Origin of the sequence: Psychrobium sp. 1_MG-2023 (assembly GCF_030689115.1) — a bacterium.
GTDB lineage: Bacteria > Pseudomonadota > Gammaproteobacteria > Enterobacterales > Psychrobiaceae > Psychrobium.
In genome coordinates this window covers 48,964-68,069 of record NZ_JAUYVJ010000020.1, presented here as the reverse complement: position 1 = coordinate 68,069, position 19,106 = coordinate 48,964, and the positions used below count along the sequence as shown (strand labels likewise).

The 19,106-nt window shown below is 43.2% G+C and carries 16 protein-coding genes; 6 read left to right on the top strand and 10 right to left on the bottom strand.

Annotation, left to right across the window (positions count from 1 at the left end; genetic code table 11):
* The 7 genes from Q8W26_RS11555 to Q8W26_RS11525 all read right to left on the bottom strand — a co-directional run bounded on the left by Q8W26_RS11555 (position 1) and on the right by Q8W26_RS11525 (position 8,214).
* Positions 1 to 1,647: a GspE/PulE family protein gene (locus Q8W26_RS11555; protein ID WP_101212442.1), complete on the bottom strand. Its 1,647-nt coding sequence runs from the start codon at positions 1,645 to 1,647 to the stop codon at positions 1 to 3.
* A gap of 8 nt (positions 1,648 to 1,655) precedes the next feature.
* A complete protein-coding gene (locus Q8W26_RS11550) occupies positions 1,656 to 2,348 on the bottom strand; it encodes a hypothetical protein (RefSeq protein ID WP_101212444.1) in 693 nt (230 codons plus the stop codon).
* 5 nt (positions 2,349 to 2,353) lie between these two features.
* The gene (locus Q8W26_RS11545) at positions 2,354 to 4,114 is read right to left on the bottom strand and encodes a hypothetical protein (protein WP_101212446.1); all 1,761 of its coding nucleotides are present in this window, start codon (positions 4,112 to 4,114) and stop codon (positions 2,354 to 2,356) included.
* Entirely contained in the window at positions 4,114 to 5,670 is a 1,557-nt protein-coding gene (locus tag Q8W26_RS11540; protein WP_101212450.1) for a type II secretion system protein, read from the bottom strand. Before Q8W26_RS11540 ends, Q8W26_RS11545 begins: the two co-directional genes overlap by 1 nt.
* A complete protein-coding gene (locus Q8W26_RS11535) occupies positions 5,655 to 6,461 on the bottom strand; it encodes a type II secretion system protein (protein ID WP_305473421.1) in 807 nt (268 codons plus the stop codon). Before Q8W26_RS11535 ends, Q8W26_RS11540 begins: the two co-directional genes overlap by 16 nt.
* Before the next feature lie 285 nt (positions 6,462 to 6,746).
* Positions 6,747 to 7,868 carry a type II secretion system protein gene (locus Q8W26_RS11530; protein WP_101212454.1) on the bottom strand — a complete coding sequence of 374 codons (1,122 nt, stop codon included), beginning with the start codon at positions 7,866 to 7,868 and terminating at the stop codon, positions 6,747 to 6,749.
* A 151-nt stretch (positions 7,869 to 8,019) separates the two neighbouring features.
* Positions 8,020 to 8,214, bottom strand: coding sequence for a hypothetical protein (locus Q8W26_RS11525; RefSeq protein WP_101212456.1), 195 nt, complete (start codon positions 8,212 to 8,214; stop codon positions 8,020 to 8,022).
* A 597-nt stretch (positions 8,215 to 8,811) separates the two neighbouring features.
* On the opposite strand from Q8W26_RS11525, the gene Q8W26_RS11520 reads away from it, so the two are divergent.
* Together Q8W26_RS11520 and Q8W26_RS11515 are read left to right on the top strand one after the other, a co-directional pair.
* Positions 8,812 to 10,128: a sensor histidine kinase gene (locus Q8W26_RS11520; protein ID WP_101212458.1), complete on the top strand. Its 1,317-nt coding sequence runs from the start codon at positions 8,812 to 8,814 to the stop codon at positions 10,126 to 10,128.
* Positions 10,121 to 10,768, top strand: coding sequence for a response regulator transcription factor (locus Q8W26_RS11515; protein ID WP_101212459.1), 648 nt, complete (start codon positions 10,121 to 10,123; stop codon positions 10,766 to 10,768). Before Q8W26_RS11520 ends, Q8W26_RS11515 begins: the two co-directional genes overlap by 8 nt.
* A 63-nt stretch (positions 10,769 to 10,831) precedes the next feature.
* On the opposite strand, the gene Q8W26_RS11510 is transcribed toward Q8W26_RS11515, so the two are convergent.
* Together Q8W26_RS11510 and Q8W26_RS11505 are read right to left on the bottom strand one after the other, a co-directional pair.
* The gene (locus Q8W26_RS11510; RefSeq protein ID WP_101212461.1) at positions 10,832 to 12,091 is read right to left on the bottom strand and encodes a Y-family DNA polymerase; all 1,260 of its coding nucleotides are present in this window, start codon (positions 12,089 to 12,091) and stop codon (positions 10,832 to 10,834) included.
* A complete protein-coding gene (locus tag Q8W26_RS11505) occupies positions 12,075 to 12,488 on the bottom strand; it encodes a LexA family transcriptional regulator (RefSeq protein ID WP_101212463.1) in 414 nt (137 codons plus the stop codon). The genes Q8W26_RS11510 and Q8W26_RS11505 overlap by 17 nt, the downstream gene beginning before the upstream one ends.
* 381 nt (positions 12,489 to 12,869) lie before the next feature.
* Here Q8W26_RS11505 and Q8W26_RS11500 point away from each other — a divergent pair, with 381 nt between their 5' ends.
* The 3 genes from Q8W26_RS11500 to Q8W26_RS11490 all read left to right on the top strand — a co-directional run bounded on the left by Q8W26_RS11500 (position 12,870) and on the right by Q8W26_RS11490 (position 15,328).
* Positions 12,870 to 13,664 carry a PEP-CTERM sorting domain-containing protein gene (locus tag Q8W26_RS11500; RefSeq protein WP_101212465.1) on the top strand — a complete coding sequence of 265 codons (795 nt, stop codon included), beginning with the start codon at positions 12,870 to 12,872 and terminating at the stop codon, positions 13,662 to 13,664.
* 158 nt (positions 13,665 to 13,822) lie between these two features.
* Entirely contained in the window at positions 13,823 to 14,326 is a 504-nt protein-coding gene (gene def, locus Q8W26_RS11495; RefSeq protein ID WP_101212467.1) for a peptide deformylase, read from the top strand.
* Between the two features lie 90 nt (positions 14,327 to 14,416).
* Positions 14,417 to 15,328: a TIGR01777 family oxidoreductase gene (locus Q8W26_RS11490; protein ID WP_101212469.1), complete on the top strand. Its 912-nt coding sequence runs from the start codon at positions 14,417 to 14,419 to the stop codon at positions 15,326 to 15,328.
* A gap of 142 nt (positions 15,329 to 15,470) precedes the next feature.
* Here Q8W26_RS11490 and Q8W26_RS11485 read toward each other — a convergent pair whose 3' ends face one another.
* A complete protein-coding gene (locus tag Q8W26_RS11485; RefSeq protein WP_305473416.1) occupies positions 15,471 to 17,429 on the bottom strand; it encodes a U32 family peptidase in 1,959 nt (652 codons plus the stop codon).
* A gap of 223 nt (positions 17,430 to 17,652) precedes the next feature.
* On the opposite strand from Q8W26_RS11485, the gene Q8W26_RS11480 reads away from it, so the two are divergent.
* Entirely contained in the window at positions 17,653 to 18,882 is a 1,230-nt protein-coding gene (locus Q8W26_RS11480) for a DEAD/DEAH box helicase (RefSeq protein ID WP_101212471.1), read from the top strand.
* Positions 18,883 to 19,106: the final 224 nt, after the last annotated feature.

Below are 19,106 nucleotides of genomic sequence, written 5' to 3'. Positions count from 1 at the left end.
CTAACACACCTCTATCGATTGATGTGTTTTAACAAGGGCGACACTACGAACTTCACTGAGCGTTGTGATGCCTAACAACACTTTTTGACAGCCATCTTGCCACATGAACTTTAAGTTTTCGCCTGCGGCCTGTTCGAGCGCTTCTTCGCTGCACCCTTGCGAGACTAAACGCGCTAAGCTTTCATCAAACCATAAAGTTTCAAATAGGCCTAAACGGCCTTTAAACCCAGTGCCTTGACAGCTGGCACAGCCTACGGGCTCAAAAATTTGTAATTGCTGGTCATCACAATCAAGTTGACTTAGCTCATCAGCGGTGGCCACTCGTGGTTGTTTACAGCTATCACATAGCCTTCTGACTAATCGCTGGGCTATGACCGCGGCCATAGTTGAGCCAATTAAAAACGGCTCACAGCCTATATCGATCAATCGCGTGACTGCGCTGACGGCATTGTTAGTATGCAGGGTCGAAAAAACTAAATGCCCAGTCATTGCTGCTTTAACCGAGACATCAGCGGTCTCATGATCACGGATTTCACCGACCATGAGTACATCAGGGTCGTGGCGTAATAGCGAGCGCAGGGCATCGGCGAAACTAATCTTTAGCCCTGTTTGCAGTTGTGACACGCCGGGTATGACGTATTCAATCGGGTTTTCAACGGTCATGATATTGATATCCGATTGATTAATTTCCTGCAATGCGGCGCATAAGGTGGTGGATTTGCCGCTACCAGTAGGGCCTGTCAGTAATACCATGCCATAAGGCTTGTTAATTTGTTGTTGAAAGCGCTTAAGATCATCTTCCAACATACCTAAATCAGCTAGGGTGATGCCGCCTGTTTGCTGACCTAGTAATCTTAGGGTTATGCGTTCACCTAAACGGGTTGGTGCGGTAGCAACACGAACATTAAATTCACAACTGATAGGCGCAGCGAGCTTATGGCTATAGCCGCCATCTTGCGGTTGGCGCTGTTCGGCAATGTCTAAATTAGCTAACACTTTGATTCGAGATATTAAGCCTGCTGCGACCGTTTCATCGGCATCAACAGGGTAGTCTCGTAACTTTCCATCAATGCGTAATCGAACGCGCAAGCCGTGCTCTTCGGTGGAAAAGTGAATATCAGATGCTTTGTTTAAGAAGGCCTCCTTGATGATTTCATCAAGCAGCGCCACCAAATCAACATCAATGGCTTTCGTTGAGGTATCCTCTAGCGCGCCGTGTCGGTTTAGTTGTCTTTTTATTAGCAAATTAAGGTGTTTAATATCAGTCATTGCTAGCGGTAAGGGTTGACCAATTAAGCGCTGAATTGAATCGATTGAAACGCGTTCATAGGGGTCTGAAACAACCAGCATTGTGTTGCTGTTGTGTGTCACTGGGACTATGGATTTGCGTTTGAGTAAACTTACGGGTAATTGCTTGACCAGATCTTGCTCAATAGTAAAGCTATCGGCTTCTAAATAAGGTAAGTTATTTTTTTCCGCCACCGCGCGATAAAAAATGGTGATGGATAATCGATAGTGAGCCAGCACCAGCTCAATCACTGAGCTGCGCTGTCTGCGTGCTGTTGTCCTAAGGTTATCTATCACACTGGCTTCAATCAGCCCGTAATAAAGAGCCGCTTCCAGTAGTTTTTCGTCAGTCAACGCCATTCTTCCCCCTACAATGCCAACACAAGTTCAGCCTTTAAGGCTTGGGCATAACCACGTAATGGTGTGATTGGTTGCTTTTCTATTTTCATTCTGACTACGGTGACTTGCCATGGTAGATTATCGAGTTCTTGGATAAAGGCGCGAATACTGCGGTATTGTCCCGCCAGTTCAACACGTTGTAATGGACGGTAATACAAGGTGTTAGGAGCCATGCGTTCGAGCCAACCGTATGAAGCGGGTAGGACGATTTCCTTGTTCTCTTCGTTAGCTGGCGATCTTTTATTTTTACGTCTTTTTTGCGCGACTTGTTTTTGTGCAGCAGGCTTGCCTTCAATGCGTTCATTGGTGGTGATCCGCACTTTAAGGTCGCGGGCTAGTTGCGACACCAATACCTTAAGCTCCTGTGAGTCTTGTGGTGCTAACCGTTGTTGTACGCTGGTGGCCATCTCACTAATGACCGCCATTGCCAGTTCTTGATCGTCTAATTGAGAGAGCAATTGCTGGGCATCCTGATCGGGTGCGGCGGGAATACGCGCTTTTAATAGTTTACGCTCAGTTTTTTTCGCATTGCGTTCAAGTGAGCTTATATCTTGATAAGCAGGAATAAAACGCAGCAGACTATAGCCACCGATAATAACGACGATTAAGGTGATCGCGATAAGTATTTGTTCGCTTTGCTTTAATTGTGCTAGTTTACTCATAGTGTCTAGCTCCTCGTTGGTAAGGACGCAGGGTCCACTAATTTAACGATGCGTAGTGTCACCGAAAACCCTTGTAAATTCAGTGGCCCTGGGCGAGCCACAACATTACTGTTTAATATTTCAAGACCCCAAGGCTGGGCAGACTGCTCTAGTTTTTGAATAAACTGTTGCGCAGCGGTTTCTGATAACGCCCAAGCTTGCAGGTTAAAGTTTTCAATCGCGATACGCTGATCTTTGTTGCGACTTTGTTTATTCGAACCATAAACAGAGCGTCTATCGACTTCATCGATGGAGTTAACAATGATGTCATCATTAATCGATTCTTGCAGAATGCCTAAAATAGACTGTACCAAAGCAGCCCGCTCTGGAAGCTCTTCACCAAAGAAGGTGAAACGTTGCTGCTCACGCTCCTTTAAAACTTCTTTATCTTTGAGTTGTTTTTTACGTTCACTCACTTGCCTGATGTCGCCATTAATGCGCTTCATCACCGCACTCATGCTTTGCCAGCGTTCGTCAACTTGTGCTTTATGTGACTCAACTAAGTTGCTGCGCACTAATAACACTGACTCTGCAATTAGAATAAGCAGCGCGATGGCACTGAGTAATAAGCCGCCACGAACAGTGGGTCGGTGTAATAGAGCAGGCAGTGGTCCGCCTAAACGAACCTGACTGACCCATTGGTTTTTACCCATGCCTAAATAATGCAGGCCAGCACCGATCATCCCTGGACTCGATTTGTCGGTGATTGAGTTGCTTTGAACATCGATAATCTCACGGTCTAATGCACTGGCTAAGTCATCGTGGGTATTATGTTCGTTATGCGACCAATTGGATAAATAGATTTTGGCGTCACTTGCGACATTTTGGGTATGAAATGCTTCTAAGCAGCGCTCTGTTGGGCTTTTTGATGCGTCCAAATACAGATGTTGTTCAACGATATGATTGTTTTCTATACGGGTGGTAGATGACATTCCCGGATGTGATTCAATTAAGACTTGCTCTTGGACAGAGTCACTCAATAAGCTGGCACTTGCGCCTGCCAGTGGGTACATCGCTTGTAATGTGATGCCCTGCATTTGGAAGACCGTGGTCCAACGTTGTAATAATGATTTAGTCACCGCACTGACTTGCCAGTAATACGTGCCGGGAATGTCACTGACTTCACCTTGCGGCGACCAACCACACTCGATTAAGTCGTCATCAGATTTGAGCCATTCTTGTCCGGCTAAACAGGCATTAAGCTGACTGCGCTTAATAAACCCTAGCTCTTCGGCCAAATCGCCAAAACGGCGTAATGAGAACTTATCGGTGAGTTCAAGGCCGCCCGCTGGATTGACACGCCCTTGTTGCAAGTCCATCACCGCATCCGCTTGCTCTTGAGTCATATAACCGCGAGCAATCAGCAAGTTGCCCACTGAGCATTGCGTGGTGTGCTGCACTAACAACGGTTCGGCTTCCCAGCGGATCAGTTCATTCATTTGCGCCAGTGGCCGTGGCTTCTTAGGATTAACCTGCAGTTCGAGCATAGTTGATAGCACGGTAGGCGATAGCAATACAGCGTCACCGCCTTGCCAGCCATCGTTTTTTAGGCTAGTTACCACATCGGCGACAGCTTCGGCCATGTCAGCTTGTTGTGACTCGGCCGTTTGTAACACGGCTAACTCGTTGCCAGCACGGACATAAACTGCTGCGCGTAACAGAAAACCATCTGTTTCACAGACTAAAATTGACTTGGATTTTGCAAATTTAAATAAGGGTTTAAGCATTATTGAATCGTCCACTCTATTGCTGCGCCATTGATAGGCAGAGTCGTTCTGGGTACTAAGCTGATACTGTGTGGGCGGCTGATATTATTGGCTGTGTTATCGTCACAATCGCCGTTAAATAATTGCCCCTTTTCAGTGCCTGTTTCACACACTACGGTGAAGGCTTTTTCACCGAGCGGGAAAACAGATGCTGCAGGGATAGTTAAGGTGTTACCTACCGCTGCTGGTGTGTTGCTTGGTAGGGTAATTTCTTCGTTTGATGTGTCTAATGTGATGGTGTTGTCGCTGGTGCGAGTAAAGGACTGTGATACGGTGATAGTCGCGCCGGATAAAATGACATTCCTGTCAACCATCGTTGAGTTGCTATCTTGCAGGGTAATGATTGCACCTGAAGGTAAACTTAAGGTGTTATTCATTAATTCTGTATCTAACGGGACGGTGATAATGGGTTTGGCGAAGTTAGGCGCGTTTATTGGGGCTATATGGTCAGGAGAAATTGATACTGTTCCATTAGCACTGAACGTAACTGAGGTGATTGTTCCGGGTGTAGCTTCTTCAGACAGTGTTAAAACGCAAGTGGGGGAACAGCTATTGTTTAGCGAAAGGTCACCTGCATTGCCGTCACTATCGGTAAAAGTAACTGTGGTTGATGAGTCGATTGTAATGCTGACTTTATCTAATTCCACCGTTGCATTAGCCGAGAATTTTAATTCATCACCTGACGCTACAGAAAAACGTCCATTTAATGAAGGAGTGAATATATCACTCTCAGGAAAGCTACGGCTAAACACCGTCGAGCCGTCTCGTTTATCAGCGGTATCAAAGTCACTGTCGTTATAATCGGGAATTGCGCCATCCGTTGGGCTGTTTAATTTCAGGCGCAGGCTATTGGCGGGTATGAAAGTGCCGCTGGTGGATTCTGAATGAAACTTTACTGCAACGTCTTGCCAATCTGAGCCAAACGGCAGTTGGTAATCAAAGGGGGTTACTAGCTCTTGAGCTGCGCTTGGTTTAGGTACATCATCGTTATCAAGGCCATTAAAACCGCGACTCCCCACGCTTAAGCTGCCTGAGTCTATTGAAAAGTCCCAACCAGAGTTTTGCCAGTCTTCGCCAAATTCGTCGGTGGTATCGCCACTATTACCGTAACCATCCCGAAAATGAAATTTTCCGGTGAGTTCTGAACTACCTGCTAAGTATGGGCCGCGCCAGCCAGCCCATACATACGACTGTGCATCCTGTCGCCATAGGTTTAACTCATTATTATCACAATCCATTGGGCTGAGTAGTTCGCGCAAGCACTGGGGCAGACGGCCCATATCGGCGACAAAGCCACTGATTTGAGAGCGACCATTGACCAGCCTGCTGCTGTCACCGATGATGGCGCTGCGGATCATCGTTAGGCGTTGTTTAGTGACATCGTATTTGGCTTGGTCTTCAATGTTTTCAGTTAAAAACAGTGTTGATGAGGCCATGAGAGCTAACAGAAACAGCACTAAGATGATTTCTAATAAGGTAAAGCCGCGCTGCTGCGTAAAGGTTAATTGAGTAGGCATAATACGTGGTCCATTGCCTGTGCGTGACACTCATCAGCGTCGTTATCTTCAAATAGGCCATCACTGCCTGCGGCAATGATTCTGGCTTGGTAGTTACCAACGGGATTATTTAAATCAACCCTGAACAGGTAAGGTGAAGCGCTGCTATTGATAAAATCACTGCCGCTGTCAAGTGACCACTCAATGCCTGAATCGGTACTGTTATTAGTATAAGGGTCGGCAACTGACCAAAGCGGGTTGCTGATATCAATAAGGTTAACGGTGTTTGAGGTGAGGGTTAAATAACCGTCTTTACGTTGTAGGTATGGCCCGTTCCAGCCACGTTTGGTATCCATATTCCAGCCTGCGCCGAGTGGATCGGCAAAGAGCATCCATAAATTGGCAGGGTGTTGGCACCATGCAATTTTTTCGCTATCAGTGTTGCCTGCTGCTACGGGTAATTGACCATCGATGTTAGGGTTGATATCACTGGGATTGTCGTTAGCTACATCGGTACAGTCGTAGGCGCCTTGACGAGGAAAGTCATTGCTACCACTGTCTTGACGAAATTGAAGTAAGGCTTCACGCAGTTGGGTCATCTCAAACTTGGTCATATCGTAACGTCCTTGCTCTTGTGTGCCGTTATAGCTGGTGAGTGCGACGGTTGCTGTGATAGCCAATAAGGTGATCACCGTTAATAACTCGATTAAGGTAAAGCCCAAATGACGACTATGGATATAGCAGGTATGACGATAGCGACCGTTATGCTGGCTGACGCTATGCTGTTTGATATTGCGTGTTGGAAAAAACAATAAACACCTCATTTACTTGTTTTTATAGTGAATTTTTTATAGTTTTATTTAATTATTCTGTGGTATCTGATTCCATCCTGTTGCTGGCTTCATTTATCGTTAAAGCAGGTATTAATGTTGTGCTTTTAGCTAAAAGCCTTTACTTATTTTGTCGTTTATAGTGAAAAAAGGTGCGGGATAGAGCAATCGCACTTATCCCGCGAAGTTGAATGATAGAGCCGTTTAACTATCATTCATCGGTACTTACAACACCGATTATTTAATAGCCCGCGAGAGCTATTGAAATTAGTCATCATCTGATTCAGCTGTTGCTTCAGCAGTGATTTGGTCAATAGTACGGCCTTCCGGATCAACTACAGCGATTAAACGTGCTTTTTCTAGCACTTCATCTTCTTCAATTTTTCCTAACCCTCCATCAGCATCTTCATCTCGATTATCCGATGCAACTTGGAATAAGGCGATAGCACGAGCGTAGTGAGTTTTAGGATTAACGTCATTGGTACCAACGGTCGGTACCTGACCGATTTCAACCGCTTCACCGAGTGTTGCGCCAGGGACTTCTTTACCGATACCTACTGCAACCACTAAATCACAACCTTCTGAACTAAGGCCATCACTAATCAGATTTAATGCTTTGTTTTCAACTATTGTTACAGTGCTATCAAAAGCTGCTGCTAAGCTTGACCCACCCTCTATTATGCAACCGTTAGTACCATTGCCTCCTGATGGCACAATAGAGAGAGCTATATTAGAGAAAGTATTTATTGACATGGTTTTTTCCGCAAAAGTTACGCCTCCACCGTCAGTAAATTCAATTTCTGAACCAGGATTTAGGGAGACTTCGCCATAGCTCTCATTCATCGCTAGATTAGGAATATAGTCATCATTCCAAGTTGTCTTACTTTGAACCGATTGCAGCTCTTCAAGGCCTGCTTCTCTTAATGAAGCAAAAATTGCTTTATTTACACCTGTCGGAGCATCAGCTTGAGCTGCTGCAATAGTTAATTGGCCAAAGAATTTTTTAGTTTCATCAGACATTAACTGCATCGCACCCACATGGTTTCCATCGCCATCTAATAATAGGCCATCAGCATTCGTTAAATTATCAAACTGTTCTGGGTATTCACCAACGATTGAACGGTAGTTACGTAAGGTACCTTCTAAGGTATTCACAGCGGCAGCGGCTGATGCATCTCGGGCATTTTCACCGGCACCATCGTAAGCAACCAGTGCAGCGGTTGATAGTGTTGCTAATAAAGTGATGACCACTAATAGCTCAAGTAAGGTGAAACCTTTTTGTTTTGCTTGCAGCTTTTTGGCTTTAGCGCGCATGGCGTCGTCTTTAATAATTGATACATCTGCATTTTTGAATTTAGCAATCGCTGTTTTTAGTTGACGAATATTCATGTTGTTATCTCACATTGTTTGAGGAGTGCCTCATCTGCCGCATACAGACTATTGGTCATCACTTTTTTTATTATTTAGTCAGATGTAAACCCGCATTACACTCTGTTTCTTATTTATCATTTTTATAGTTGTTGCTCTTGGCTTATATGGGTTATGGTGCGTCGACCACAAACCGATATTGTTTACCACAGTGAAGAATGACTTCTTTTTGTTTGCGCTTAAGAATGTTGACTTCAACACGAATCTCACCGAAACCATCGTGTGCAATAATGTCATCGAGTAGCAGTAATAATTTATCTTTTGCTAAATCGCTGCTGTTTATGCTGCTTTTGATAATGGCTGTCATATTACGTTCCGCTTTTCAACTCACTGTGCCTTGGTTGGATTAAATATTAATCGCACGGCTTGAAATTTCGCTATAGGAAAAATTCCTTTTTGAACGTTTTTTTAAGATAAATTAATAAAGGATTAAAATTAAAATTTAACTTATCTATCAACGGTTAATGTACATCCTACCAAAGGATGAAATGTGCGATTTTATGGTGTTATTTAGCTTTTGAAAGGCATGTCTTCTTAAGGTCTCATTCGAAGGTATGAGGTTTCTAAAACTTATGGTGTATATGGTGGGCATATTGGCTTTTATAGAATGGTTCTTTGATAACGCTTATTAGTCAAATAGATGTTTTAAGTTGCTGTTTAGAAATGTGTTGTTGGTCTTGCTTTGATGACTCTTGTGTTATGTTGTTTGCTGCTAAGTCGTGCTTTTAATCAATTAAGCGCAATATTAGGTGAAGTACTCACTAATCGCAATTCTTTATCGTTATAACCTTATATACAAATCACCTGTGCGTTGTAATGTGCCGCTTCCTTCTTTCTACTGATTACATAATCAATGGTGATTATTCTTTGCGGTTATCCAACACGCCTATTGTGAGGATTTAAATTGAGTATACGTGCCATCATTAATTTGCGGATTTTAGCATCGGTTATTTTGATTTTAATCTTTAGCGCGATCATTGCTATTTGGCAGGCTAGAGCTTCCGTTGAGCAAGAAGTGCGCTCTTCGATTAATTTAGCCGTGCAGATGATTGATTTTGGTTTTGCTCAACAGTCGACTTCAAGCGATGAAAATGATGTGTGGTTAGATAAAGTTGCCACTATGAAACCCGTTCGGCATTTGCATATATCCATTGAAGATCATAATCGAGCACTACACGAGAGGGTGTCTGCGGCGCTTGATGACGACGAAGAAAGTGCACCACAATGGTTTACTAGGGCGGTGATGGCTGATTTTTTCACTCATAATCATCAAATTCAAGTCGCTGATGGATCGACTAAAACTATTGCGATAACCGCTAATCCAATGGATGAAATTAGTGAGGCATGGGGAGAAACTAAGGCGTTTTTTTGGTCGATTGTGTTAATGCTCTCAATTATCTTTTGCACTGTTAATCTAGTGTTCAACTCTATGCTTAAAGCTGTTAAGGAGATTTTATCCGGTTTGCGTCAAGTTGAATCAGGTAATTTTGACTATGTGTTACCGCAATTTAAAATTAGTGAGTTTGATGATATCGCCAAAGAAGTTAATGGCATGTCTGTTGCGCTTAAGACCGCACAACAAAGTAACCAAGCCTTGGCGCGCCACACCATGCAGATTCAAGAAACAGAGCGACAAACGATGTCTCGTGAATTGCATGATGAGATGGGACAATCGTTAACGGCAATAAAAGCGATGGCGGTGACTTGTCAGCAACCCGATGCTGATGTTAAGGCGGTCAGCAGAGCGATTGTTGATATTTGTAACCACTTAGCGGTGGTTGTGCGTTCGATGATGCGTACGCTACACCCACTGAGCTTAACTGAACTTGGCTTGGGGGCAACCTTATCTGAGCTGGTTAGGGAGTGGCAGCGACGCGTGCCAGAGTTGGAGTTTAACTTAAACTACGATGAGGCATTGGAGTCATTGAGTCATGAAGTGACGATTCATGTGTATCGAATCGTGCAAGAATGTCTGACTAATGTGATCCGTCATGCTAATGCCACTGAGGTGGCTATTTTAGTGGTAAAGCGTGGCAATAAAGTATGGCTTACGGTGTCGGATAATGGACAAGGTGGCCAGTTAACCCCCTCTGGCTTTGGTCTGTTAGGAATGCGCGAACGAGCTGAGAATTTGGGTGGCCAGTTTAAACTAGAGTCTTTGCCAAACAATGGCGTTAATGTTGTCGTAAAATTACCGTACTGGGAAGATAATAATGAATAACGATAAAATAAAAGTATTATTGATTGATGATCACACGGTTGTTCGGGCTGGTTTTAGAATGTTGCTGGCCTCGCAGCCCTTTATTGGTGATATTGTTGATATTGAGCGCGGTGAACTTGCCACTCAAGAATATCAGCGCTTTGAACCCGATGTGGTAGTGATGGATTTATCAATGCCAGGTATTGGCGGTCTCGAAGCGATACGTCGATTGTGCAAATACGACCCCGACGTTTTAGTATTGGTTTATAGCATTCATGATGAGTCTATTTATGTGGAACGTGCGCTCGAGGCGGGAGCAAGAGGGTATGTTAGTAAAAATAGTGCCGCTGAGGTTTTAGCAACTGCGGTAGCTGAAATTGCCAGTGGTAAGCGTTATATTGAGCAAGGTTTATTACCTGAACAAGAAGGGATGGCTGGCGCAGATGAGCAGCAGTCAACACACAACCTTAGCTCACTTTCTCCCCGCGAGTTTGATGTGTTTTGTCTTCTCTCTAAAGGCTTAACTGCCCATGACATTGCAAGTGAGCTGAGCCTGAGTTATAAAACCATTTGTAATTACAATACGCAAGTGAAGAGTAAGCTTAAAGCGAGTACCGCAGCTGATTTAGCGAATATAGCAACGGCACATAATATTCGCTAACTGGATTTTTTGCTGCTAAACCAGTGAAAAGTGATCTAGTGCATTAATAACAACGTCATGATATCAATGACACTTTATCTGTGGTAAGTCAGTCCAGCGCGAGGTGTAGCTCGGTGACAAATATTGACGCTTCATTGTCCACGGTTGTTGGAAGCCTTGGGCAACATGCTTTACCGTATCCCGACCAAAGCGCTGATTAATCGTATCTATACACTGCATTAGCGCAGGGTTATCCTTACTTGGTTGAAATAAATCCCCTTGGTTATATTGCTCGTCGATAAGTTCAAGGCAGCCAACCCCTACCTTATAAAAAGGCACACCAGGGCAGAACAGCTTAGGCAGTGCATGTTTGACCACCTGTAATAACACACTGGTATCATTTGTGGGTACGGTCATTTGGTGTAGCACCTTTTGATGGACTGGATGTTTGTCATAAGGGGAACTTGCGGCAAAGAGCATCACTCGGCTTGCTAAGCTGTGTTGTTGGCGTAACTTTCTGGCGACAGTTGCGGCATGTTGGCTTAAGGCTTCGCCTAAATGATGAATATCGGAAATACGTTGACCAAAGCTTCGAGTCGAATATATTTGTTGCTTAGGCTGGCGTATTTTATCCCAATGAATACAAGGCTCACCATTTAACTCTCTTATGGTTCGCTCTACCTCAATATTAAAACTATGCTGCGCGAGTTTAATCGGCATATTGGCTAAATCTAATGCACTATTAATCCGCTGATGACGCAAACGCTTACTGAGTTTTCTTCCGATCCCCCAAACATCTTCTATCGCGACTTGCTTGAGTACATCCTGCACTTGTCGATGACTTTCTAAAGCGCAAACACCGCGAAACTGAGGCAGCGTCTTCGCTGCATGGTTCGCGAGTTTGGCAAGTGTTGGAGTTGAAGCAATTCCCACAGAGACGGGCAGGCGAGTTTCACGATAGATGGCGCGACGTATTTTCCGGCCATGGTGGGTGAAATCACCAATTGCGTTTTGATAGCCTTTAAATTGTAAAAAACTTTCATCGATACTGTAAATGTGTTGTTCGCAAGCATAACGAGCTAGTATCTGCATCATTTTACTGGATAAGTCAGCATAGAGCTCGTAATTTGAACTTCTCACGATGACATTATGGCGTTGACATAAGTGCTTAACTTTAAAATAAGCAGCGAATTTAGGGATCCCTAAGGCTTTTGCTCGTTTATTTAATGCGCAGATACAACCATCATTATTGGTTAATACGACAATAGGCTTGTCACGAATACTCGGGTCAAAAACAGCTTCACAGCTGGCATAAAATGAGTTCGCATCAACGAGTGCATACATGGCTAAATTGACTCGTACGATGACAACGAATAGAACGTGAAACCACTCCTTCGATCAAAAAACTATCGAGTCGCTCAATGGCAATAGGTGGGTATTGCTCTGAAGCTGAGAGTAATAAGCGACGGTGTTGATCAAATAACTTACAACTGAAATTACCATTGTATGTTGTCACTACTACATCCATATGCCGTGGTGTCAGCGCGCGATCAACAATGAGGATATCACCATCATAAATGCCGACCTGGTTCATCGAGTCACCATTAGCAAGACCTAAAAATGTTGCCTGAGGGTGCTCAATAAGCAATTGATCTAAACTTAAACTTAGTTGAGTGTATTCTGCCGCGGGAGACTCAAATCCTGTGATGCCCGCCTCTATCAATATCGGTGTAATAACCATACTAAACATCTTTTACTGTATTTATATACAGTTGATTATAGGCTGGTAGCTTAAAAAGACAAGTTTAATCTTGCCGTCGTAGAAGGGGGAGTCATCTGGTTTGAATTGTTGTCAGGTTATTTTACAAAATGAATTAGAGAGATAATTATATAGCATCCCAATAACTCTAAATGATTGATATTTATTGTTATTGATTTTATGGCTTGCTTTGTGCTTATACAGTGTAGGGGTTTGTTATTGTGGTAGGCAAATCACTGTCACAACAAGATAGAATAGAAACTTTTTACCAATGCTAATGAGTGGCTCTAGTTTCTATTTGTAACTAGGCCAAGGTTTAGGTTGCACTAGGCTTGCATATAGATCAAACGTAAGGATTGTGTTATGAAAACTAATTTGATTAAAAAGTTAAGCATCGCAAGCGGTATGCTTGCCGCTTCAATGTTCTCTGTTAATACACTAGCAGGGGAAATGATTACACTGGATTTTGACTCAGGTTTTTTGAAAAGTGATGTAGTTGTAGGGCCTGATACATTTTTAGGCGTAGACAGTAACCCTATTTTTGGCAATACAACAGCAGGCAATACCATTGCTGGGCACGATACGTATACTTTCTTTGATTGGGATCGAAGTTTAACCCCAACACCTAGTGCATTTAGCTCACTGAAAGTCGAAAATTTTTCTGGCTTAATGCTTGATACCGATATCATCAATACACCAGTGACTTTACAGTTATTTACGCAAGTGAATAACGTTATTCCGCGCGCACTAGAATGGGATGTGGGCATTATTAACCAACTCAAGATTAACACTGTGATTGCAGATACTGCATTTAACAATATTCACTTTAAAGAGACGATCAATTCATCTCCTTGTGCAGATGGCAGTCCAAGTGGTTTAGTGTGTGATGATATTTATACGGTCAATGATATTTCTGCTGTGATCCCTGTTTATGTCAATGGTACTCACGCTAAAATTCGCATTTGGGTAGATCCTGTAGACCCTGTGGTATGTAATGATAATGGAGCAACACTCGACTGTTTCACTCCTGAGGAAGTGCCAGGAACAACACAAATAGCAGTAAAAGCAGAGTTAATTGCGATTCCAGAGCCTGGTGTGTTAGCACTGATTGGTTTAGGTCTTGTTGGCTTAGGCTTTGGCCGACGTAAACGCAGCTAAGCTGACATCTATCTAAGCCCCGATAAAAATTGCGCATTATTTAATGCGCAATTTTTTATTATCTAATCAAAGATTAATAATCATCAACTAATTAATAATTCTCTCGATAAATCAATAGTTACTGTTACAATTAGCTTTTTATGATGTTGAGAAAGAAAATGGCCGTTTTAGAAATATTAACAGCACCCAATGAAAAACTAAAAGTGAAAGCAAAGCGTGTGACCGATGTCAGCATCGTACAATCGTTGATTGATGACATGCTAGAGACGATGTACAGCACTGATGATGGTATTGGCTTAGCGGCCACACAGGTGGGCAGTGATCAGGCGGTGATTATTATTGATATTTCTGACAACCGTGATGACCCTTTGATCCTAATTAATCCTAAAGTTGTCGCGGGAGAAAATAGAGCGAAAGGGCAAGAAGGTTGTCTATCAGTACCGGGTTATTATGCTAATGTTGAACGTTTTACCAAGGTGACGGTGACTGGGCTTGATCGTGAAGGCCAAGAACAAGTTATCGAAAGTGATGACTTTTTAGCGATTGTATTACAGCATGAGATTGATCATTTAGCAGGTCAGCTGTTTATCGACTACCTCTCACCATTAAAGAAAGGCATGGCAATGCGCAAGGTGAAGAAAACATTACAAGCAGCCAATTAACAATGATAGCGCCTTGCCTCAACATGTTACTCTATACTCAATAAGTAACAGCCAATAGCAAATCACCGATAAATAATAGTCGAGGTTAGTATGAATCTTTTGATAACTGGTGGAACGGGGTTTATTGGTAGTGCGTTAATTAGTTCACTGATGAAAGATAATCACCGTGTTGTTGTGCTAACACGTACTGCACCTGTTTCAACAGCATTTGTCAGCCTTGAAGATTTGGGTTTAATCGAAATTCATTCGTTATCACAGCTATCTGCGTTAGAGCGTTTTGACGCGGTGATCAACCTTGCTGGTGAACCCATCGCTAACAAGCGCTGGAGTAGAGCCCAACGCGATAAAATAGTTGCGAGTCGGATTAACACCACACAACAACTCATCGATTTTTTTTCAACATTAGAGCATAAGCCTTTAACTTTTATTAGTGGCTCGGCGGTAGGTGTTTATGGACTAGGGGTTGAGAGTAACCCGATCAATGAACAATGTGCTGGTGATGACAGCTTCGCCAGCCAATTATGCCAGCAGTGGGAGCAGACAGCTTTACAAGCGAAAGCGTTATCTATTCGTACCTGCTTGTTGAGAACGGGTATCGTATTAGGACAGCAAGGAGCGCTAGCTAAAATGTTGTTGCCGTTTAAGTTAGGCCTGGGTGGTGTTATTGGCCACGGAGCGCAATGGATGCCTTGGGTGCATATTGACGATATGGTCGGCATCATTAGATGCCTTATCGAGCATCAGGAAATTGAAGGGGCGGTTAATGCGACTGCGCCAACGCCAGCGACGAATCGAGAGTTTACTCAATCTTTGGGCCGTGCTGTCAATAGACCAACGTGGTTTACCATGCCAGCGTTTATGATTAAGTTGCTTATGGGACAAATGGGGGAAGAGTTATTATTATCAGGAAAACGAGTTATTCCAGAAAAGTTAATCAATGCGGGTTATCAGTTTAAGTATCAACAACTCGATAATGCTTTAGGTAGCATCATTGAGCGATGACAGTCTAAGTACTTTGCTTTAAAGCGCAGATTCGAAGAAAAGCTAACTAGAGAAACAGGTGATCCTCTAGTTAGCGACCCCGAAGAGGTTTATTCGGGGCCCCAGTTTTGCCACAACATGGAAAAATATGACAAAAGATAGTCTAAGACGCGTTAGGCTTAACTTGTTTATTGGATCCGACCACCATCATTTCACACTTAACACAGTCAAATACTAATTTAAGTGTATCACTGCCAATTTCAATCAACATTGGATCGGCTTTAATCCCCGGAACTTCTTTTGGACATAGATTAAAGTTAAAGCGAAGACAATGACGAGTGACCATCAGCGGGGCATCATCAACCACTTTATTGTGTTCATAAGCATCTTCAATATGGATCACACCGTGTTGCTGATAAAACTCTTTAGCTTTGTCATTGGCAACATTATCAAGAAAACTAAGACTATTATTAGGGTAAACGGCATCATCATTACGTTGCCACGGTTTAGGGCGTTGATAACCTTCAATACGGGCGATATCTAATGCCGCAATCGCGTCTCGGCGCAATCCGTTAAGAGCCGATGCAGGTAAAAATAGTTGCTCAACACCATTAGTCACTAAAGAGTCTAGCTTATAGTCGGTACTACCGAGCTTAGCGAGTTGCTTATTCAATGTTTTTAATGAGCGCTCTGAATCTTGCGCAGCTTGCTTTTCAGCATCGATTGTAACAGTTGCTTGGTGACCAAATTTATCACTAACCGTTAAAGAAAAACCGCTGCTAGTTTGGGTAATGTTCATATCAACATCGAGTACTCGTTTCGACGACTCTTTCGCTAAAGTCGTTTCAAAAGCTTGATCGTGGTTACGATATAATTCCATCCCCACTTTTAGGTTTTTTGGTATTTGCGTGACATAGAGACGGTTACCGTCGGCGCGATTGACACGCAAACCGACAGTTTTATGGTCAGACATAATGGCTTTTGTATGGTTTGAGGTAAAGTAACCTAAGCCATCCCCATTGTTAAAGGTGTGTTGTGAGTTAACTTCGAAAAAGTCTTTGCCGATGCGACTGACTGTTCCTACTTCTTCACCGAGATATTTCGGAGTACGGAAATCACTGACGCCATCGGTACGGTCGTTAACAAAATAGTCGGTACTACCGCGATTGAAACTTTTTTCTGGATCCGGTGTAAAGTTATGCTCGCAGCGACCTTGGGACGCACTAACCAAATCAGGGCGTTTCGCTAGGATAGCATCGAGCTGTTGACGATAGTGTGCTGTAACATTTTTAACGTAACTTAAATCCTTGAGACGTCCTTCAATTTTAAATGAACGAACACCAGCATTAATGAGGGCGTCAAGGTTATCCGTTTGGTTATTATCTTTGAGGGATAATAAATGCTCGTTCTCTACAACAGTTTCACCTTGACGGGTCTTAAGATTACAAGGCAGGCGACACATTTGAGAACATTCACCGCGATTAGCACTACGTCCAGAGTATGAATGGCTTAAATTACATAAACCGCTGTAGCTCACACACAACGCGCCATGAATGAAAAACTCTAATTGCATCTTAGTGCTTTTAGCAACATCGCGAATTTGTGGTAAGGTTAATTCACGAGCAAGTACTACTTGAGTGAAGCCTACTTGTTCTAAAAAAGCGGTCTTTTCTGGCGTACGGTTATCCATCTGAGTGCTGGCATGTAATGCAATGGGTGGTAGGTCAAGCTGTAATACCCCCATATCTTGAATAATTAATGCGTCTGCACCAGCTTCATAAATTTGCCAAATGAGCTTTTCTGCTTGCTTAAGCTCATCGTTGGTCATCGTGGTATTTAACGCAACAAAGACTTGCGCGTGGTACTGATGCGCAAATTCCGCTAATTCTTTAATATCTTCAATGCTATTACCCGCAGATGCGCGAGCACCAAAGGCCGGACCACCGATATAAACGGCGTCAGCACCATGTAAAATCGCTTGTTTACCGTATTCCGCATTTTTTGCTGGGGCAAGTAATTCTAGGCGATTAGACTCAACGTCAATAGGGGTTAAGACTCGAGCATCATCGGCTACAGGCAGAGCTTGCGGCGCTTTAGGGTCGAATATCATTGGCTGATTCATGTTATTGCTACACTTTAATTATGGATACTTTTTTTATGGTGCGAATTATAGCCTGTAATGAGTGAAAGAACAGTTTTTGATAGTACAATTGAGCGAACATCATAAAAATAATGTAGAGAACGAAAACGCTGATGTGATTACTGTCTAAATCGAGCCTTAACTGTTTACTTATTAAGGTAGGGTGTTTAGACTGCGCCGCTGTGATAATCAAGAGTGCTCAACCATGACTTCATTTGCTTCTTTGCCACTGTCAACGTCAATTGTTGACGCATTACCAACGGAATTTGTCACCCCCACAGTTATTCAACAGCAAGCAATTCCACCGATCATATTAGGTCAGGATGTTATTGCGCTAGCGCAAACCGGAACAGGTAAAACTTTAGCTTATGGCCTGCCTGTGTTGGATAAAATAGAGCCTAAAAATAGTGCTATTCAGGCGCTGATAGTGGTGCCTACTCGAGAGCTGGCCAGTCAAATCACTGCGGTATTAAACGCGATTGCTAAACCATTGGCGATCAACGTGGTTAAGTTGTGTGGCGGTGTAGCGCAAGTAAAACAAATCGCATCCCTATCGGAGCATCCACAGCTTGTTATTGCAACACCCGGACGACTGATAGACTTATTAGATCAAGGTGAACTTGATTTAAGTACTGTCAATCAGTTAGTTTTTGATGAAGCGGATCGCTTACTTGAAATGGGCTTTCTCCCTGCAATAAAAACATTACTGACCTACCTACCTAAGAAACGTCAATCATTGCTGTTTTCTGCAACTTTTCCGATGGCTTTAGAAGATGAGGCAAAGACTTTATTAATAAACCCGCTTAAGGTGGAAGCGCAAATAGCAAACAGTGTCGCGGGGAATATTAATGAGCAGTTATATCTGGTGAATAAAGGTAGTAAAGCGCAGGCCTTGATTGCTCTGATTAAAGATAATGAAGCAAGCCAAGTGTTAGTTTTTGCTGGTGCACGCGATAATGTTAACTCCCTGAGCAAAAAAATTGCCAAAGCGGGGATCAGTGTTGCGGCATTGCATGGTGAGCGACAACAGCATCAACGTGAACAAAGTTTAAATGAATTTAAACACAAAGCAGTGAGAGTCTTGGTGGCAACAGATGTATTGGCAAGAGGTATACATATTGATGCATTACCATTAGTGATCAATGTTGATTTGCCAGAAAATGCGCCTATTTATGTGCATCGTGTTGGACGAACCGCGCGAGCAGAGCTTAGCGGCCGTGCAATTTCGTTAGTGTGTCACGGAGAAATCAAAGCGCTGAAAGCGATACGTCAATTAACTGGACGTGAACTGCCATTATTGAGTTTGGCTGGCTTTCCAGTAACAGATAAGCCCGCGTCAGGTGAAAGCAAACGGCCGCCGAAAGATAAAAAAGCTAATCGCCGCACCAATCAAAAACGCACTATTAAACAGTTTAGAAAAGGTCATACACAATAAGCCTTCTGTTGTTTCGGCACGTTTCTAGCCGGAATCTCGCGCTTGACTAACAACGAGCTTGAGAATAAAACAATGCCAGTACGGCGGTCCTTCTGTCATCCCGGCAGTGTGTTAGCCGGGATCTTTGTTTACTACGTGTACTATGATTGTGACTTTTGGTACTCAAGGTCAGCAGCAATGAGATCGCTAATTGCTGTACCGACAGATTAGAATAAGGTAGCTTC